This window comes from Pseudomonas sp. LBUM1660, from assembly GCF_059695935.1.
Genome location: NZ_CP166795.1, coordinates 36,224 through 55,708 on the forward strand (window position 1 = coordinate 36,224; position 19,485 = coordinate 55,708).

Sequence of the window (19,485 nt, forward strand, 5' to 3'; positions counted from 1 at the left end):
AGTATGCGAGTGAGCAGGCCAAATAATCGTTGGTTAATTTTATCTTTCGTTGCACTTTTGGTAGCGGGCAGTTTGATGTACTCACACTGGAGCACCAAGACGCTTTCCCTGCACATAGGAAAATCTTACGAGCAGGTCGTTAAAGTCTCGACATTCCCTGTCGAGGACAACACGGCAATCTATCCAGGTGATCCTACCGACGCAGAAGACCCTCCTAGGCCAGGCTCTACATGGATCAGCAGTCCGACCGTCATTGAGTTTGATGATCCCGATTATGGATTTAAACTCCCTTCCACGGTATTTGGAGCAGTTACGTATGCGGGTCAGAAAGTCACGACACTGACTACGTCGCCCATGTCGGAAACAATGCCATTTGGAGAGGCAGTGTTTCGATTGATGGAGGTACAAAACACCCTCAAATCCCGAGGGTGGAAGCTAGCGCCTTTAGAGAATAATGATTGGTTCAGAGCCGAATCTGTCGCAGAGCGTGATCAATTACAGGCGAAGCTCTTCGATCAGGCCGTAGGCATAGACTTGTATGTACCGGGAAAGTACAACCTGCTGCTTTTGATTAAGTGCTATGCACTTTGCGATAAGCGGGATTCGACGACAGCAAAGTACCTGATCGATATCAGCGTTGGACGGGATCGCATCGAGAAATGAGGCGTTACTTCCGAAGGCTGGGCCATTATCTGCACACAGCGACGTTTTTTATCCTTTTCGTTTGCCTGACCTCTTTTCACTTCCCGATTGATAGTTTGATCCTTCATATCGGTAAGCCGTATGCAACACTCGTTGAAGACTCAACATTCCCAGTCAAACGGAAAACTTCTTTTTACCCAAGCGACCCCCCCGAAGTTGACTCCACCTGGATAAGCAGCCCGGTCGTCATCACGTTTGATGATCCTGAGCATGGCTTTACCTTGCCGGAAACCATTTACGGAGCTGTGGGGTACAGCAAGGGAAAAGTGGATGGCATCACTACATCTCCGATGGTGGAGACGCTACCTTTCCCCCAAACAGCAAAACTCTTGGACGACCTGCAATCCATGTTCAAAAAGACCGGTTGGACAGCTGAGCCGGTTGACGGAAACGACTGGATAAAAGTCTCGAGTGACGAAGAGAAACGACAGCTACAAACCAAGCTGTTTGATCAGGCTGATGGAGTCATTCTTCTGGTCCCCAACAAATACAGTCTGTTACTGCACATCAAATGCTACGCCCGCTGTGATGAGCGAGACGCCAAAACAGCCAGGTACCTGATCGACATAGGGCTGAGCAGGGATCATTTCAGCGATTGAGTTCTCTCCCCGATCTTAGGACTGCTGCGCAGCCCAGCGGGAGCAAGCTCCCTCGTCACAGGGGTTGTGTTCGCGCATCTTTTCAACTGTCCGGCTGAAACCTTCGGGTCCCTTCTTCATTTCTGCATCAATCTGTTTTCATGACAGTTTTGTTTCAATCACTTCTTTAGCTATGCGATGCTGGCGCCCAGACCGTTAGCCAACTACAGCTTAAGTACAGAACGTAGAACGTCGCGCGGCACCGTCAATTTGCCCCTTTGGGGCGCTACCACCACAGGGGGCCTGCATGCTCACCCTGCTCAATTTGTTATCTGCCGTGGCCTTGTTGATCTGGGGCACGCATATCGTCCGAACCGGCATCCTGCGGGTCTACGGTTCCAATCTGCGCCATGTGATCGGCCAGAATATGTCCAAACGCTGGCTCGCGTTCATCTCGGGGATCGTCGTCACCGCGATGGTTCAGAGTAGCAATGCCACCGCCATGCTCGTCACTTCTTTTGTCGGTCAGGGCCTGATGGCGTTGACCCCGGCCCTGGCAACCATGCTCGGGGCCGATGTCGGTACCGCGCTGATGGCGCGGGTGCTGACGCTCGATTTGTCGTGGCTGTCGCCGCTGCTGATCTTTCTTGGGGTGATTTTCTTCCTGTCGCGCAAACAGACCCGGGTTGGACAGATGGGCCGCGTCAGCATCGGTCTGGGGCTGATCATCCTGGCGCTGCAACTGATCGTCGAATCCGCCGCGCCGATCACCCAGGCCCAGGGAGTGAAGGTGATTTTCGCCTCGTTGACCGGCGACATTCTGCTGGATGCCCTGGTCGGCGCGTCGTTCGCGATGATTTCCTACTCCAGCCTGGCCGCCGTCCTGCTGACCGCGACCCTGGCTGGCGCTGGTGTGATCAGTCTGCCGGTGGCGATCGGCCTGGTGATTGGTGCCAACATCGGCAGTGGCATCCTCGCGTTCCTCAGCACCAGCATGCAAAACGCCGCCGGCCGTCAGGTCGCGCTCGGCAGCCTTCTGTACAAGTTGATCGGCCTGCTGCTGATCATTCCGGTGCTGGACCCGCTGGTGCACTGGATCGACAGTCTTGACTTCAGCCCTCAGGAAATGGTCATCGGCTTTCACCTGCTCTACAACACCGCACGCTGCCTGATCCTGTTGCCCAGCGTTGGTCCGATGGCCAGGTTTTGCGCATGGGTGTTGCCGGAGCGCCCGCAGGTCAACGGCACCGCCAAACCGAGGCATCTTGATCCCACGGCATTGGTCACCCCCAGCCTGGCACTGGCCAACGCCGCGCGAGAAACCCTGCGCATGGGCGATCTGATCGACAACATGCTCGAAGCGATGCTCGACGTGCTGCGCGGCAAACAATCCGCCATCACCCAGGAAATGCGCAAACTGACGGATGATGTCGAAGCGCTCTACAGCGCCATCAAGCTCTATCTGGCGCAAATGCCCCGCGAAGACCTGAGCGAGCAGGACAGCCGGCGTTGGGCGGAAATCATCGAACTGGCGATCAATCTCAAACTCGCCAGCGACTTGATTGAACACATGCTGCGCAAGGTGCAGCAGCAGAAAACTTCGCAACGCCGGTCTTTTTCCGACGTCGGGCTGGAAGAATTGGCCGGGTTGCACAGCCAGTTGATCTCTAACCTGCGTCTGGGCTTGTCGGTATTTCTCAGTGCCGACAAGGAAAGTGCCCGCCAGCTGCTGCGTGAGAAACGTCGCTTTCGCGCACAGGAACGCCGCCTGGCCCATGCTCATGTCAGCCGATTGCAACGTAAGATCGTGCAGAGTATCGAGACCAGTTCGCTGCACCTGGAGCTGATCGCCGACATGAAACGTTTGAATTCGCTGTTCTGCAGCAGCGCTTATGTGGTGTTGGAAACGTCGGACACCGGCGCACTGGCGGTCGACGATATGGCTGACATTACGCATTCGCCTTGAACGTCTGGCGGTGGGGTCAGTCAGTTACATTGGTTCAGCCTCAAGACCGTCTTCGCGAGCAAGCCCGCTCCCACATTGTTTTTGTGAGCGCCACAAATCACCTGTGGGAGCGGGCTTGCTCGCGAAGGCGGCCTGAAGGACGACATGGATCTCCGATTGGTTGCCTGGAAGCTTGCTATGCGTTGTCTGCTGTTCGCCTGTCTGTTGCTTGGCTCATTCCCTTCGTTTGCCCTGGATCGCTTCCAGGTCGAGGGCTATACGCTGCCCAACGGCCTGCAATTGCTGCTCAAACCGGGCACCGAGCGCGGGCATGTGGCGATTCGTCTGGTGGTTGGCGTGGGCCTGGATGATTTCAGCTGCGCCGACAAGGAGCTGCCGCATCTGCTTGAACACTTGCTGTTCAGCGGCATCGATGCCACCGGCGAAGGTGGGCTGGAAGAGCGGATGCAGGCCTTGGGCGGTGAGTGGAACGCTTTCACCAGCAACGCCGACACCACGTTCGTCATCGAAGCCCCGGCGAAAAACCAGCGCAAGGTGCTCGACCTGCTGCTGGCACTGCTGACGCAGACCCGCATCGACGACAACGCGATCAACGCGGCCAAGCAAGTGGTCGAGCGCGAAGACGGCGGCCACTACTCGCACCTGCAACGCTGGCTGGATCGTCAGGATCTGGGCCACACGGCGAGCAATCAACTGGCGATTGAACTGGGCCTTAAATGCCCGGAGCGGGCCGAGGTCGATTATCTGACCCGCGAGCAACTGGAGACGGTGCGCAAGGCCTGGTACGCGCCCAACAACATGACGCTGATCGTGGTCGGCGAGCTCGACAAGTTGTTACCTGCGTATCTGGAGCGCACGTATGGCGCACTTGAAGCGGTCGAGCCTACCGATCACCTGCCCTTGCCGGAAATCCAGGCCAGCGCTGCGCACGAGCGAACGCTGGGCGACGGTTTTGTCGGCGGAGGCGCCAAGTTGCACTGGCTGGTGCCGGAACCGGTGCTGCAGGATCAGCACGACGAAACCTTCGACCTGCTCAAGGACTATCTGGACTGGGCGCTCTATCGCCAACTGCGCCTGGCCCACGGTTTGTCCTATGGCCCCTCGGCCGAGCGCGAGGTGTTTGGCGGGGTGGGCTTCATGAGCCTGAACGCCGACCTTGATCGCGACGATGTGACGGAGGCCCAGCAGGTGCTGGAGGATTTGAAGGCCGACTTGCTCAAGGACGGTCTCCACGCAGACACCTTCAACCGCCTCAAACAGGCCGCCATCGCCGCCAGGCCTGGGCCGTGCAAGGCAACAGCGTGCTGGCCGATTACTACTGGAGCGCGCTTGGGGACTACCAGGACGGGCGTTTCGCCGACCCGGCCAAGGAACTGCAAGGCGTGACCCTGGCGGAAGCGAACAAGGCCATGCGCGAGTTGCTCGTTCAGACGGGGTATGTGCGGATCGAGAAGCCGCTGATGAGTTATGACCAGTTGATGTGGGCGATGGCCGGGGTGTTTGGCCTGATTGTCCTCGGAGTTTTAGCTTGGCGAGTCCATCGCCGCCGTTAACTGGCCGCCCTGGTAGCCGGGCTTTTGTGGCGAGGGAGCTTGCTCCCGCTCGGCTGCGCAGCAGTCGTATAACCGGTGCTTGCGTTCTACCTGATGACACGCAGTGTGCGGGTTTGGGGGCGCTTCGCACCCCAGCGGGAGCAAGCTCCCTCGCCACAATGTTGTATAGGGCAAACGGACGTATCCCCCTCGCCACGCCCCCCGCTCGGGCGGTACTCTGTCGAGGATTTTCCCCACGACTATTGCGAACCGCCGAATGCCTACTCTGACCCTGTACGTCCAGCGCATCCTGGAATTGATGAAGCGCTATCCAGGGGTCATTGCGCTCGGTGGTTTTATCTCCGGGGTCGGCAGCTTCGTTCTGGTTGATCGTCAGCAAGGCCTGGCGACATGGATCACCACCATCATGGTGCTCAGCTGGATCTGGCTGATGCTTGAAAACAGCCTGACCAAATTGTTCGCCAGGCTCTTCAAGCGCGAAATTCCCCAGCCTTTGCTGCGTTACGCCACGCAGATGATCCACCAGGAAAGCCTGTTTTTCGTCCTGCCGTTCTTTTTCATCACCACGACCTGGAACAGCAGCCAGTTGTTCTTCACCGGGTTGCTGTGCGCGGCTGCGCTGATTTCCATCATCGACCCGCTCTACTACAAATGGTTGGCGCCCCGGCGCTGGGCGTTCCTGGCGTTGCACACGCTGACGCTGTTCGCCGCGCTGCTCACCGCCCTGCCCGTCATCCTGCACCTGACCACTTCGCAGAGCTTCAAACTGGCGCTGGGCACCGCTGTTTTGCTGTCGTTTCCGAGCCTGGCGTCAATCTTCCCGATCCGCACCGTGCGCAACGCGTTGGCGATCCTGAGTATCACGCTGGGCATCGGTGCACTCGGCTGGGTCCTGCGTTCGTGGGTGCCACCGGCCACCCTGTGGATGACCGACGTGGCGATCAGCACGCAAATGCAGGACCGCACACCCGGCAAGAGTCTGGAAGAAGTCAGCGCCGAGCAGATCCGTGGTGACGGGTTGTACGCCTACACCGCAATCAACGCGCCGCGCGGCCTGGATGAGCGGATTTATCACGTCTGGCAGTTCAACGGCAAAGAGGTCGATCGCATCCCGTTGGACATCCACGGCGGGCGCAAGGAAGGCTACCGCGCCTGGACCCACAAGCAGAACTTCCCGGGCAACCCGGCTGGCAAATGGCAGGTCCGTGTGCTGACCGAAGACGGTCAGGTTATCGGCGTGCTGCGCTTCAAGATCACGGACAGCACACCGATCAAAGAAAAGTAATCCGGTTCGTGCTATTACGTAGCTCTGCGTAAATTGCCGAACAAGCACGGAGCTTATGACCAGCAGCACAATGGCCGGAAACGCCCAGCTAGACGCCTCTCACTCCCCTGCACACCTGCGGGTCACGGGTGACTGGACGCTTGCCCATTACGCCGATCTCAAGCACCTGAGCGAAAAACTTCGCGGCCAATACGACGACAGCACGCACATCGATCTCAATGGCCTCGGTGCGCTCGACACGGCCGGTGCGTCGCTGCTGGTGGAATTGCTCGGGTCCGAGCGTTTGGGCCGATCCGCCGAGCATCCCGATTGCACGTTGTCCCCTGCCGACCGTGCCTTGTTGCAGACGGTTTATTGCTCGCTCAGCGACTTCTGCGTGCCGATCAAGGAACCGGAAATCAGCGTCGGCATTCAACTGCTGACCCGCATTGGCCGCGCAGTCGACGCCGTCTGGCAGGACACCCTGCAACTGTTGGGCTTCGTCGGCCTGATCCTCGAAACCATCGCTCGCGGGCTGTTTCGCCCCAAGCGCTGGCGCATCACGCCCATGGTTGCGCACATCGAACAGACTGGCCTCGACGCCGCGCCCATCGTCGCTCTGCTGACCTTTCTGGTCGGTGCGGTGGTGGCGTTTCTCGGGGCGACGGTGTTGGCGAGTTTCGGCGCGAGTATTTTTACCGTGGACCTGGTGGCGTTCTCCTTCCTGCGTGAGTTCGGCGTTTTGCTGACTGCGATCCTGATGGCCGGCCGCACCGCCAGTGCGTTCACCGCACAGATCGGCTCGATGAAGGCTAACGAAGAAATCGACGCCATCCGAACCCTGGGCCTCGACCCGATGGAATTGCTGGTGGTGCCGCGGGTGCTGGCGTTGCTGGTGGCGTTGCCGATGCTGACTTTCCTGGCCATGATTTCGGGGATCATCGGCGGCGGCGTGGTCTGCGCCGTGTCGCTGGGTATCTCGCCGGCGATGTTCCTGTCGCTGCTGCAAACCGATATCGGCGTTCAACACTTTCTGGTGGGGATCGTCAAAGCGCCGATCTTCGCGTTCCTGATCGCTGCTATCGGTTGCCTCGAAGGCTTCAAGGTCAGTGGCAGCGCGGAGTCCGTGGGCGCGCACACCACGTCGAGCGTGGTGCAGTCGATTTTCGTGGTGATCGTGCTCGACGCCGTGGCCGCGCTGTTTTTCATGGAGATGGGCTGGTGAGTCGTTTACCCCGAGCGCCCTCCGAGGCGGTGATCGAAGTCCGTGGGCTGTGCAATCGCTTCGGCAGCCAGAGCGTGCACGAGAACCTCGATCTGGACTTGTACAAGGGCGAAATCCTCGCCGTAGTCGGCGGTTCCGGCAGCGGGAAATCGGTGTTGCTGCGCAGCATCGTCGGCTTGCGCCAGCCCAGCGAGGGTGTGGTGAAGGTCTTCGGCAAGAACCTGCCGACGCTGTCCGAACACGAACGCTCGATGGTCGAACGGCGTTTCGGCGTGCTGTTCCAGAAAGGCGCGCTGTTCTCTTCGCTGACCGTGACCGAGAACGTCGCCCTACCCTTGATCGAACACGCCGGCCTGAGCCGTGAAGATGCCGAGCATCTGGCGGCGGTAAAACTGGCCCTGGCCGGGCTGCCGCTGTCGGCGGCGGAAAAATACCCTGCCTCGCTGTCCGGCGGCATGATCAAGCGCGCGGCGCTGGCCCGGGCACTGGCGCTGGACCCGGACATCCTGTTCCTCGACGAGCCCACCGCCGGCCTCGACCCGATTGGCGCCGCCGCCTTTGATCAATTGATCCTGACGCTGCGCGATGCCTTGGGCCTGAGTGTGTTTCTGGTGACCCATGACCTCGACACGCTCTACACCATCACCGACCGCGTGGCGGTGCTGGCGCAGAAAAAGGTGCTGGTGGCGGACGCCATCGACAAGGTCTCGGAAACCGACGATCCGTGGATTCACGAATACTTCCATGGCCCTCGCGGCCGCGCGGCGCTGACCGCCGCTCAACAGTTGAAAGAGGTCTGACATGGAAACCCGAGCCCATCATGTATTGATCGGCCTGTTCACCGTGATTGTGGTGGCGGGCGCCCTGCTCTTCGGTCTGTGGCTGGCCAAGTCTAGCGTCGACACCGAGTTCAAGGATTACGAAGTCGTCTTCAACGAGGCGGTCAGTGGCTTGTCCAAGGGCAGCGCCGTGCAGTACAGCGGGATCAAGGTCGGCGACGTGGTGACGTTGCGCCTGGACCCGAAAGACCCGCGCCGGGTGCTGGCGCGAATTCGTCTGGGCGGCGATACACCGATCAAGGAAGACACCCGGGCCATCCTGGCGCTGACCGGGATTACCGGCACCTCGATCATCCAGCTCAGTGGTGGTACTCCGCAAAGTCCGACGCTCAAGGGCAAGGACGGTTATCTGCCGGTGATTATCGCTTCGCCCTCGCCTATCGCTCGCTTGTTGAATGACAGCGGTGACTTGATGGCCGGTGTTAACACGCTGATGCATAACGCCAACCTGATGTTTTCCACGGAGAACGTCGAGCGCATCAGCAAGACGCTGGAACATCTGGAACAAACCACCGGCACCATCGCCGACCAGCGCGGTGATATTCGTCAGGCGATGCAGCAACTGGCGTCCGTCGGCAAGCAGGCTGGCGCCATGCTGGAACAGACATCGGCGCTGATGCGCAACGCCAACGGCCTGCTCAATGATCAGGGCAAGCAGATGTTCGGTAGCGCCGAGCAGGCGATGAAATCGCTGGAACAAAGCAGCGCCACCATCAATAAATTGCTCACGACCAATCAGGACTCTCTGAACAGCGGCATGCAGGGCCTCAACGGCCTGGCCCCCGCTGTGCGTGAACTGCGCGACACCCTGACGTCGTTGCGGACCATTTCCCAACGCCTGGAAGCCAACCCCAGCGGTTACTTGCTGGGCAATGACAAGAACAAGGAGTTCACACCATGAAGCTTGCGACCCTCGCCCTCCTCGCCAGCTTCACGTTGGTCAGCTCCTGCTCGATCTTGCCCAAGTCCGAGCCGTCCGATGTCTATCGCTTGCCGTCGGCCCAGAGCAGCGTTTCGGCCAGTCACGGAGCGCCGCAACACTGGTCGCTGCGCCTGACCAAGCCGCAGGCCAGCGAAGCGTTGAACAGCCCGAAAATCGCCGTGATCCCGCAAGGTGATCTGATCAGCAGTTACACCGCCTCGCGCTGGAGCGATCCGGCGCCGGTGTTGCTGCGTAATCGGTTGCTTGATGGTTTCCAGCGGGACGGTCGAGTGCCGCTACTGAGCACGGATGACAGCAATTTCCAGGCAGACCTGGAATTGAGCGGGAGCTTGCAGGCGTTTCAGACCGAATACCAAGGCACCGCCGCCAGCGTGGTCGTGCGGCTGGATGCCTTGCTGGTGCGCGGGTATGACCAGCGCATCCTCGCCAGCCGCCGCTTTGAAGTGCGTCAGCCATTGAGCGATGTGAAAGTGCCGGCGGTGGTGGCCGGGTTTGGCCAGGCGAGCGATCAGTTGACGGCGCAGGTGGTGAGTTGGGCGGTAGAGCAAGGCCAGAAAGGTGCGCCGCCACCTCGCCCTTGAGGCTTATGCAGATCCCCTGTGGGGGCGGGCTTGCTCGCGAATGCGGTGTATCAGTCGACATCAATGTTGAATGACACACCGCATTCGCGAGCAAGCCCGCTCCCACAGGGTTTTGCGTTAACCGAAGAACCAGTAGCAAACGCCGATCGCGCCGAGAACGCCGGCAAGCTCCGCCAGCAACGCACACCCCACCGCATGCCGCGCCCGCTGGATGCCCACCGCGCCGAAGTACACCGCCAGCACATAGAACGTCGTTTCCGTACTGCCCTGGATCGTCGCCGCCACCAGCGCCGGGAAACTGTCCACGCCAGACGTCTTCATGGTCTCGATCAGCATCGCCCGCGCGGCGCTGCCGGAGAATGGTTTGACCATCGCCGTCGGCAGTGCGTCGACGAAGCGCGTGTCCCAACCGGCCCACTCCACCAGGTGCCGAATCCCGTCCAGACCAAAATCCAGTGCCCCGGACGCCCGCAGTACGCCGACGGCGCAAAGCATCGCCACCAGATATGGCAGCAGGTTCTTGGCCACGTCGAAGCCTTCCTTGGCGCCTTCGACGAACGCTTCGTAGACCTTCACTTTGCGCAAGGCGCCGATGACCAGAAACAGCATGATCAACCCGAACAGCGTCAGGTTGCCGAGGATCGATGACAAGCCGGCCAGAGCGGTCGCCGAGAGCGTCGCCAGCAGCGCCATGAAGCCACCGAGGGCCAGGGCACCGGGAATCAGATACGCGAGCACCACGGGGTCCCACAGCCGCAGACGTTGCATGAACGCCACCGACAGCAGGCCCACTACTGTCGAGCAGCTTGTTGCTAGGAGGATGGGCAGAAACACCAGCGTCGGATCAGGCGCACCTTGCTGGGCGCGGTACATGAAGATCGTCACCGGCAGCAGGGTCAGGGAGGAGGCGTTGAGGACCAGGAACAGGATCTGCGCGTTGCTGGCGATGGTGTCGCTGGGGTTGAGCTCTTGCAGCGACTTCATGGCTTTAAGGCCAATCGGCGTGGCGGCGTTGTCCAGGCCCAGGCCGTTGGCGGCAAAGTTGAGTGTGATCAGGCCGATGGCCGGGTGACCTGCCGGGACTTCGGGCATCAGCCGCAGAAACAGCGGGCCCAGCGCCTTGGCCAGCCATTCGACGATCCCGGCTTTCTCGGCAATTCGCAGAAAGCCCAGCCAGAGGGTCAGGGTGCCGAACAGCAGGACCATGACTTCGACCGACAACTTGGCCATGGCGAAAATGCTTTCCACCATCGCCGCGAAGATCCCGGCGTTACCGCCGATCAGCCATTGCGCCAGCGCCGAAACGGCAGCCACGATGAAAAAGCCAAGCCACAGGCCATTGAGCATCAGTCAAATCCCCCCGAAGAATGCCGCGAATGATAGCGGGGTGTGCAGAAACGACAAACCCCGGATTTCTCCGGGGTTCATATATACGCCACGCATCTGTAGGAGCCGGCTTGCTGGCGATTGCCACACCGCGGTGTATCTGGCAAACCGCGTTATCGTTCATCGCCAGCAAGCCGGCTCCTACAGAGGTTTGTGTCAGTTGCTGGAAATCTCGCCCGCCGGCAGCTTTTCCTTGCTGCGCCAGTGCGGCAGCGAGTTCCAGTAGCGTTGGCCCTTGGCGTCGTCGTACATGCCTTCCCAACGGGAGATGACCAGTACGGCCAGGGCATTGCCGATCACGTTCAAAGCGGTACGCGCCATGTCCATGATGCGGTCGACACCGGCGATGAACGCCAGGCCTTCGAGCGGAATACCCACGCTGCCCAAGGTGGCCAGCAGCACCACAAAGGACACGCCCGGTACGCCGGCGATGCCTTTGGAGGTGACCATCAGGGTCAGCACCAGCAGTAATTGCTGGCTGATCGACAGGTCGATGCCGTACAGCTGGGCAATGAAGATCGCCGCGATGCTCTGGTACAGGGTCGAGCCGTCGAGGTTGAACGAGTAACCGGTCGGCACCACGAAGCTGCAAATGGCTTTCGGCGCGCCGTAGGCTTCCATCTTCTCGATCACGCGCGGCAGCACGGTTTCGGAACTGGCGGTGGAGTAGGCCAGGACCAGCTCATCCTTGAAGATGCGCATCAGCTTGATCACCGAGAAGCCGAACAGGCGAGCAATCAGGCCCAGCACCACAAAGGCGAAGAAGGCGATGGCGACGTAAACCAGGATCACCAGTTTGGCCAGTGGCACCAGAGAGGCGAAGCCGAAGTTGGCCACGGTCACCGCGATCAGTGCGAACACGCCGATCGGGGCGTAGTTCATGATCATGTGGGTGACTTTGAACATGCTCTCGGATACGCCCTGGAACATCTTCACCAGCGGCTCGCGCAGGTCCGATTGCAGGCTCGACAGGCCGAGGCCGAACAACACGGAGAAGAAGATGATCGGCAGCATTTCGCCGCGGGCCATGGCCGCGAAGATGTTCGACGGGATCAGGTTGAGGATGGTTTCGATGAACGCGTGTTCATGCTGAACCTCGGCCGCCGTCGCCTGGTACTTGGAAATATCCACGGTACCCAGGGTGCTCATGTCGATGCCGGTGCCCGGATGGAACACGTTGGCCAGCACCAGACCGACCACGATGGCGATGGTGGTGACGATCTCGAAGTAAATGATGGTCTTGAGGCCGATACGCCCGAGTTTCTTCGCGTCGCCTACGCCTGCGATGCCGACGATCAACGAGGAGATGACGATCGGGATCACGATCATCTTGATCAGACGGATAAAGATATCGCCTGCCGGTTGCAGGACGTTGCTGATCCACCAGGCTTTTTCGGCACTGAAATGGTTGAGCAGCGCACCGATTGCTATCCCCAGAACCAGACCGATGAGGATCTGCCAGGCGAGGCTGAGCTTTGCCTTCTTCATATCTTTACCCTTACTTGCGTTTGACTCAGGCGAATGCAAGAACTGGAACGCTCGTGGCGAAAAAGTCTGTGCATCTGCCCCCGTATAAGGTGCCCCTGAGCGCTTTATTACGGCTCTCTGCAGGCGAAAAAAGGCGCAACTATTCCGATGCAAGGAAGCGACGTCTAATGCCGTAAACGCCTACCCTATGCCGAATCGGCATGAGCTTTTTTAATTGAAACTCGCGTCCCAACCGGTTCGAATACGACATTTCGGCAGGCATAAGTGCCGTGAACCGGCCATTTCAGAGGTGGTTGGTTGTTTTTTAAACAGTTGAATTCATGACGAAATTTCGGAAAAAACCTACGTTTGGCAGCGAAAACTCTTCTGCCGAAAGTCGGAGGTTTCTCGATATACGGTCGTGAAGAAACACCGCGAAACGGTTTGGCGGGGGATATGCAGCAGAGGGGAATGAGCGCAGTGCTCTAGATCAACGCTTTGCACGTTGAAGCTCTTCGCAAGTCCGTCGAGCCGCTATGGACTGGCGAACTTGCGTCGCAGCTTTATTACCTGACCCGGCCCTTGCGCAGACACTCCATGTGCCCGTAGGTCACTCCGACCCTGAAACAGTCAGAACGTCCCGACCCCTTGGTCATGCGTCTACCTTCCTCGGGTAGCGCACTGGAAAGAAGCGATGCTGCTCCTTTCGTGTTTCAAACTCAGTACCAGTTCGGATCTTTCTTGAGTTGTTCCATCAACAGATCCTGCATGCCTGGGTCCGGTTTCCCGAGGAAGCGGTAGTCGGCATGTCGCGTTGGCGACTTGTCGGCCGGCAATCCTGCAGGTACTTCGACCAGCATGGCGTAGGCGTCCTTTTTGTCGAAGCTGAAAGCCACGATCAAGCGCTTGTTCAGGCACGTCGGTTGCGTTTCGCAAAGCGGCCCGACCAGGTACTTGTCGTCATCCTCTTCAACAGCATTCATTTGCTCGGCATCGCCAGACAGGTTCATCACCCATTCCGGCAGTCGCTCTTCCTTTTTAACGACTTTAGTCCACGTTTCACGGTACTGCGGGTCCGAATTCAACAATTCGCTGGCCCGCGTCTGGCCGTCATTGGCCGCCATCGCCATGGCACTACCGCCCAGAAGCAGGGCGGCTGCCAGTGTCTTTAACAAAACGCTCATATTCAGCCTCGACCGCGACGGCCAAAGAAGAAGGAAGCAATGAACATCACCAGGAACACGACAAAGAGAATCTTGGCGATACCCGTGGCGGTGCCCGCGATACCACCGAAGCCCAGTACTGCGGCAATGATGGCAATGATCAAGAATGTGATTGCCCAGCTCAACATGGTGATTCTCCTTACGCTTCTATTATATTAGAGATGTTGCTAGTGGTGCTTTTCCCGGCGCATCGAGGGCGCCAAGTTCGTTTGCTCAGAACACCCAACGTTCCTGACGAGGCATCTCATCCGCAGGCTGAGCCTGATCGACGTCCATCATTCGCATCGGGGCGAGGTCAGCCTGGCTGCTGCTGACGGCGCTGAAATGGGTCTGGGTTGGATGTTGAATCGACACGTGCGGAACCTCTGGTTGCTGGCTCTGTTGCCAAAGCAGGAACTGCTGGCCTGCGATCAGCGTGATCAGCAGCGCCAGAACGCCAAACAGGCCTTGTTGAAGATGCAAAGGCGAGATGCGCAATGGGGCGACACGTTGGCGATTCATCCTGAAACTCCTCCCACTCTGGTGGTGATCTTGTTAGTGGGCGTCGGATACAAGTGGCCCTGATTACCCAGACTATTGCAGCCTGCATGCCAGCTTTTTCTTATGAAAAAATAGTTTTAAATCAATAAGTTAGTTTAATCCTGAAAATTGGGGTGGACGCATCCTGCACGATGGGCCGCGCAGGGTCGTGCGTATTGCACGATCGATTTCCGGCAACTTGGATTATTTTTGAATTGAGAGGAGGGCGCGGATGTCAGAAAGGGACGTGGGTATTCGCCTTAACAGCGGTTTTTTTTGTAAAAAACCATAAAAATCAGCCCATTAGCTTATGGATGAGTAGAGAGCTACCCTGCCATGGCTGGAATGGATCAGAATCAACCATGCAACTTGCCCGATTTTTCCGGGACTAACCAAGATCACTCATCAAAGGAGCGCAGGAACATGGAATCAGCCACTGAGCATCAAGGCCGCATTCTGCTGGTGGATGACGAGTCCGCCATTCTGCGAACCTTCCGTTATTGCCTCGAAGATGAAGGCTATAGCGTCGCCACCGCGAACAGTGCAGCGCAGGCCGATGCGTTGCTGCAACGTCAGGTGTTCGATCTGTGCTTCCTCGATTTGCGCCTGGGTGAAGACAATGGCCTGGATGTGCTGGCCCAGATGCGCATTCAGGCTCCGTGGATGCGGGTGGTGATCGTCACCGCTCACTCGGCTGTCGACACCGCCGTGGATGCGATCCAGGCCGGTGCCGCCGACTACCTCGTCAAACCTTGCAGCCCCGACCAATTGCGTCTGGCCACCGCCAAACAGCTGGAAGTTCGGCAGCTATCGGCGCGGCTGGAAGCCCTTGAAGGCGAAGTGCGTAAACCCAAGGACGGTCTGGATTCCCATAGCCCTGCCATGAAAGTGGTACTGGAAACCGCACGCCAGGTCTCCAGCACTGACGCCAACATTCTGATTCTCGGCGAATCCGGTACCGGTAAAGGTGAGCTGTCCCAAGCCATTCACGGTTGGAGCAAACGCCAGAAGAAATCCTGCGTCACCATCAACTGCCCATCCCTGACCGCTGAATTAATGGAAAGTGAACTCTTCGGCCACAGCCGAGGCGCATTCACCGGTGCCAGCGAAAGCACCTTGGGACGTGTCAATCAGGCGGACGGCGGTACCTTGTTTCTCGACGAGATCGGCGATTTTCCATTGACGTTGCAACCCAAGTTGCTGCGTTTCATCCAGGACAAGGAATACGAGCGAGTGGGTGATCCGGTGACCCGCCGCGCCGATGTGCGCATCCTCGCGGCGACCAACCTGAACCTCGAAGACATGGTGCGCGACGGTCGTTTCCGTGAAGACCTGCTCTACCGTCTGAACGTCATCACCTTGCACTTGCCGCCACTGCGCGAGCGCCGGGAAGACATTCTGAACCTGGCCGACCGTTTCCTGGCTCGCTTCGTCAAGGAGTATGCGCGTCCGGCACGGGGCTTCAGCGACGAGGCTCGCGAAGCGTTGCTGGGTTACCGCTGGCCCGGCAACATCCGCGAACTGCGTAACGTGGTGGAGCGGGCGAGCATTATCTGTCCTCAGGAACGGGTCGAGATCAGCCATCTGGGCATGGCCGAGACTCCGACCCACAATGCACCGCGTATTGGCGCGGCGTTGAGCCTGGATGAGTTGGAGAAAGCCCACATCGGTGCCGTCCTCGCCACCGCGGATACGCTGGATCAGGCGGCCAAGACACTCGGCATTGATGCCTCGACCCTGTACCGCAAACGCAAGCAGTACAACCTGTGAGCCTGCAATGAAACTGGCGATGAAGCTGCGTACTCGGCTGTTTCTGAGTATTTCGGCACTGATCACCGTGGCGCTGCTCGGGCTCTTGCTCGGGCTGGTCAGCGTGATGCAGATGGCCGGCACCCAGGAAGTGTTGGTTCGCAACAACTTTGTCACGCTGGACCTGGGGTTGAAATTGCGTCAGACCTTGGGCGATCAGCTCATGATCATGATCAACGAAAAGCCCGATCCCGCAGCGTTCGAGACCGCCAGGAAAAACTACCTCGAGTTGCTTGAAGAAGGCATCACCCTTCAGCAATCCGGCAACGGCGGCTACGGTTTCAAACAGGCCAAGGCTGACTACCTCGACTTTCTTCAAGCCTACGATCAGACAAAAGTGCCGAAGCCTGTATTGGGCGGTAGCGAGGCGTTGACGGAAAAATTCAACACCCTTCGCAGCGGTCTGCTTACTGAACAAAAGCGCGCACTGGATAACATCAACAACACCGAGCGCCAGGCCCGGGAACGCGCTTTGCTGGTTGCCGGGCTGCTCGGGTTGGTGGGGCTGGCGGTGCTGATCATCGGGTTCGTGACCGCCCATGGAATCGCCCGCCGGTTTGGCGCTCCGATCGAAGCGTTGGTCCAGGCCGCTGACAACATCGGCCAAGGTAATTTCGAAGTGACCCTGCCGGTTTCCTCCGCCGAGGAAATGAACCAGTTGACCAAGCGCTTCGGCCTCATGGCGCAGGCGCTGCGTGAGCATCAGGCGATGAACATCGACGAGCTGCTCGCCGGTCAGCAGCGTTTGCAAGCGGTACTCGACAGCATCGACGATGGGTTGTTGATGATCGACCGCGAAGGCCATCTGGAACACCTCAACCCCGTGGCCCAGCGTCAGCTGGGTTGGGAAACCGATCGACTCGGTCAAGGGCTGGGCACAGCGCTCGATCGTCCCGAACTGGATGAGCAGCTGCAGCTGGTGCTGCGCGGCGGGACTCTGGAGCGGGCGCCAGAAGACCTGAGCGTTGAGGTCGACGGCGAGTCGAGGTTGCTGACCTACAGCTTGACCCCGGTCAGCCATACGCAGGGCCACATTCTTGGCGCCGTGATGGTGCTGCATGACGTCACAGAACAACGTGCATTCGAACGGGTGCGCAGCGAGTTTGTCTTGCGCGCCTCCCATGAGTTGCGCACCCCGGTGACCGGCATGCACATGGCTTTCGGTCTGTTCCGCGAACGGGCGAAATTTCCTGAAGACTCCCGCGAAGCCGATTTGCTGGACACCGTGAATGAAGAAATGCAGCGTTTGATGCAGTTGATCAACGACCTGCTGAATTTCTCGCGCTACCAAAACGGGTTGCAGAAACTCACGCTGGCGCCTTGTTCCATCGAAGAGTTACTGGCGCAGGCTCAGGCACGCTTTGCCGGGTCTGCGGCGCAGCAGGGTATCGCGCTGCTGGTGGAAGTGCAGGGGCCATTACCCAGATTGCAGGCCGACCAGGCGCAATTGGATCGGGTGCTCGATAACCTGATCGATAACGCTTTGCGTCATACCCCCCAGGATGGACTGATACGTTTGCAGGCGCGGCGCCATGGTGAGCGAGTGATTATCAGCGTGGAGGACAACGGTGAGGGCATTGCCTACGGTCAGCAGGGGCGGATCTTCGAACCCTTCGTCCAGGTCGGCCGCAAAAAGGGCGGTGCCGGGCTTGGTTTGGCGTTGTGCAAGGAAATCGTGCAGTTGCATGGCGGGCGGATGGGCGTTTATTCGCGGCCGGGGCAGGGCACGCAGTTCTACATGGCGCTGGCGGTGTAGACCGCAGCAGTCTGCTCAGGCTTCATCATCCAGGCGTCGATTGCTCAGTCGGCGACCACGGGTAATCAGTTCGATGAACTGCACGGCACTCAGTGCATGGGCGAACAGCCAACCCTGACCATACTTGACCCCTTCGCTGCTCAGAAACACCGCTTGGGCTTCATGTTCTATGCCCTCCGCAATCACCCTGAGTTGCAGGGCGTGGGCCATGTGAATGATGTGCGGTGCCACGCCGCTGCTGGCGGCATCATGGCCCAGCGCATCAATAAACGCCTTGTCGATTTTCAGGCAGTCCACCGGCAGGGTTTGCAGGTAGGCGAGGCTGCAATAGCCCGTGCCGAAATCATCGATCAGCACCTGATGCCCGACATCGCGCAAGGCTTGCAGGTTTTCCCTGGCCACCACCACATCGATCAAGCCCCGCTCAGTCACCTCAAAGGCAATCTGCTTTGCCGCGACCCGGTGCAAGGTCAGCAGGCGTGCCATCACCTGGCCGATACGCGGCACCATGACGTCGCAAGCTGCAAGGTTGACGGAGATGTACAACTGCGGATTGGCGCGTAGCAGTTGCCCCAGTTGTTCGAGAAGTCGCTGCAATACGAAGTCTGTCATCTGACGGATCTGGCCGGTGTTTTCCGCCATCGGGATAAACAGGTCAGGGCTGGTCAGCGTGCCATCCGGCCTTCGCCAGCGCAGCAAGGCTTCGGCTCCGACACAGTTGCGGCTGTCGAGATCGAAGATCGGCTGATACAACACCTGTAGTTCGCCACGTCGAATGGCGCCGTTCAGTTCCGCGTCCAGTGACTGACGCTGGCGCACCAGCAGAAACACCATGAAACCGACCAGGACACCCAGCGCCAGACTGGCCGGCAGCAGCCACCACCACACGGCCGGCACATGCATGTTCGTGCGTGGGTTGATCAGCACTAATTGGTATTCGGGATTGTTGGTGGGCATGCGGTAAATCAAGCGGGTTTGTGTCACCTGCAGCGCATCTCGGCTTTCCAGGGGCCAGAACTCCGTGGGTGGCCAGACCTGTGCAGCACCGAGGACAGGAATCGCACGAGTGCCATGGGAGAGCACCACCAGCAGGCTACTGCCCGGGGACAGATCGACCATGTCGGTCAAATGGCCGCGAGAGGTTGCGACCCGAAAGTTGCCGCGTCCCAGCATCAGCGCAGCACGGTTTTCATCGGGTTCGGTGGTGGTGTTTAGCCAGTAGCTGTAGGTGGGGCCCTTGATGTCCGGTGGTCGACTCAGCGACAGCCCTTCCTGGCGAGGGCGATTCGAGCAAATCCGAGAGGCATCCATGTAGGCAGCTTCATAAACGAATCGGTAATTGAAACTGACCTGTTGCAAGGTTGCGATCATTTCATCATCGCAGCCACGCAGGGGTTGGGCTTCCAGATCGTCGAGGCTTTCGCGCAGCTGTCCGAACATCTGCTCCAGACGGGCGAGAAAGCGCTCACCCTGGGCATTCATTTCCTGGCTTTCCCTCTGCTCGACTTGATGCATCGCCAGAAACAGGCTGGCGGCCATCAATAGCGTGGCGCTCAAGGCAGCAGCGAGCATCGCCAAAAACCAAGGGCGATAGAACCAACTACGGAGCGTCTCTCGAGCTACAGCCATTATGGATATCCGAAGAATTACCAATGAGTTATAGCTGCTGATTGA

At 59.0% G+C, this 19,485-nt stretch carries 16 protein-coding genes and 1 pseudogene; 11 read left to right on the top strand and 6 right to left on the bottom strand.

What is annotated here, in order from left to right; translation table 11 throughout:
• Window positions 1-9 precede the first annotated feature (9 nt).
• The 9 genes and pseudogenes from ACA068_RS00180 (at window position 10) to ACA068_RS00220 (ending at window position 9,651) form a co-directional block, all read left to right on the top strand.
• Window positions 10-663, top strand: a complete 654-nt coding sequence (locus ACA068_RS00180; protein WP_497306724.1) for a hypothetical protein — start codon at window positions 10-12, stop codon at window positions 661-663.
• Window positions 660-1,301 (top strand): hypothetical protein, encoded by a 642-nt coding sequence (locus tag ACA068_RS00185; protein ID WP_497306725.1) that lies wholly within the window; start codon window positions 660-662, stop codon window positions 1,299-1,301. The genes ACA068_RS00180 and ACA068_RS00185 overlap by 4 nt, the downstream gene beginning before the upstream one ends.
• Before the next feature lie 286 nt (window positions 1,302-1,587).
• Window positions 1,588-3,246: a Na/Pi cotransporter family protein gene (locus ACA068_RS00190; protein ID WP_497306727.1), complete on the top strand. Its 1,659-nt coding sequence runs from the start codon at window positions 1,588-1,590 to the stop codon at window positions 3,244-3,246.
• 177 nt (window positions 3,247-3,423) lie between these two features.
• Window positions 3,424-4,799 (top strand): annotated as a pseudogene (locus tag ACA068_RS00195) (M16 family metallopeptidase).
• Window positions 4,800-5,055: 256 nt separating this feature from the next.
• Window positions 5,056-6,084 carry a DUF5924 family protein gene (locus tag ACA068_RS00200; RefSeq protein ID WP_497306728.1) on the top strand — a complete coding sequence of 343 codons (1,029 nt, stop codon included), beginning with the start codon at window positions 5,056-5,058 and terminating at the stop codon, window positions 6,082-6,084.
• 55 nt (window positions 6,085-6,139) lie between these two features.
• Entirely contained in the window at window positions 6,140-7,288 is a 1,149-nt protein-coding gene (locus ACA068_RS00205; RefSeq protein ID WP_497306730.1) for an ABC transporter permease, read from the top strand.
• Window positions 7,285-8,088 (top strand): ABC transporter ATP-binding protein, encoded by an 804-nt coding sequence (locus ACA068_RS00210; protein WP_497306731.1) that lies wholly within the window; start codon window positions 7,285-7,287, stop codon window positions 8,086-8,088. The genes ACA068_RS00205 and ACA068_RS00210 overlap by 4 nt, the downstream gene beginning before the upstream one ends.
• 1 nt (window position 8,089) lies before the next feature.
• Window positions 8,090-9,028: an MlaD family protein gene (locus ACA068_RS00215; protein ID WP_497306733.1), complete on the top strand. Its 939-nt coding sequence runs from the start codon at window positions 8,090-8,092 to the stop codon at window positions 9,026-9,028.
• Window positions 9,025-9,651 (top strand): ABC-type transport auxiliary lipoprotein family protein, encoded by a 627-nt coding sequence (locus ACA068_RS00220; protein WP_497306735.1) that lies wholly within the window; start codon window positions 9,025-9,027, stop codon window positions 9,649-9,651. The genes ACA068_RS00215 and ACA068_RS00220 overlap by 4 nt, the downstream gene beginning before the upstream one ends.
• 117 nt (window positions 9,652-9,768) lie before the next feature.
• Here ACA068_RS00220 and ACA068_RS00225 read toward each other — a convergent pair whose 3' ends face one another.
• From ACA068_RS00225 to ACA068_RS00245, 5 genes are all read right to left on the bottom strand, one after another.
• Window positions 9,769-10,998 (bottom strand): nucleoside recognition domain-containing protein, encoded by a 1,230-nt coding sequence (locus ACA068_RS00225; RefSeq protein WP_497306737.1) that lies wholly within the window; start codon window positions 10,996-10,998, stop codon window positions 9,769-9,771.
• Window positions 10,999-11,193: 195 nt separating this feature from the next.
• Entirely contained in the window at window positions 11,194-12,525 is a 1,332-nt protein-coding gene (gene gltP, locus ACA068_RS00230) for a glutamate/aspartate:proton symporter GltP (RefSeq protein ID WP_219094745.1), read from the bottom strand.
• A gap of 698 nt (window positions 12,526-13,223) precedes the next feature.
• A complete protein-coding gene (locus ACA068_RS00235; protein ID WP_497306739.1) occupies window positions 13,224-13,688 on the bottom strand; it encodes an inhibitor of vertebrate lysozyme family protein in 465 nt (154 codons plus the stop codon).
• A 2-nt stretch (window positions 13,689-13,690) separates the two neighbouring features.
• Entirely contained in the window at window positions 13,691-13,855 is a 165-nt protein-coding gene (locus tag ACA068_RS00240; RefSeq protein ID WP_003177151.1) for a DUF1328 domain-containing protein, read from the bottom strand.
• Between the two features lie 85 nt (window positions 13,856-13,940).
• Entirely contained in the window at window positions 13,941-14,228 is a 288-nt protein-coding gene (locus ACA068_RS00245; protein WP_497306741.1) for a hypothetical protein, read from the bottom strand.
• A gap of 441 nt (window positions 14,229-14,669) precedes the next feature.
• Here ACA068_RS00245 and algB point away from each other — a divergent pair, with 441 nt between their 5' ends.
• Window positions 14,670-16,016, top strand: a complete 1,347-nt coding sequence (gene algB, locus ACA068_RS00250; RefSeq protein ID WP_497306742.1) for a sigma-54-dependent response regulator transcription factor AlgB — start codon at window positions 14,670-14,672, stop codon at window positions 16,014-16,016.
• A 7-nt stretch (window positions 16,017-16,023) separates the two neighbouring features.
• Window positions 16,024-17,811: an ATP-binding protein gene (locus ACA068_RS00255; protein WP_497306743.1), complete on the top strand. Its 1,788-nt coding sequence runs from the start codon at window positions 16,024-16,026 to the stop codon at window positions 17,809-17,811.
• A 15-nt stretch (window positions 17,812-17,826) separates the two neighbouring features.
• Here the strand turns inward: ACA068_RS00255 and ACA068_RS00260 are convergent, their stop codons facing one another.
• Window positions 17,827-19,440 (bottom strand): EAL domain-containing protein, encoded by a 1,614-nt coding sequence (locus tag ACA068_RS00260; protein ID WP_497306744.1) that lies wholly within the window; start codon window positions 19,438-19,440, stop codon window positions 17,827-17,829.
• Window positions 19,441-19,485 lie beyond the last annotated feature (45 nt).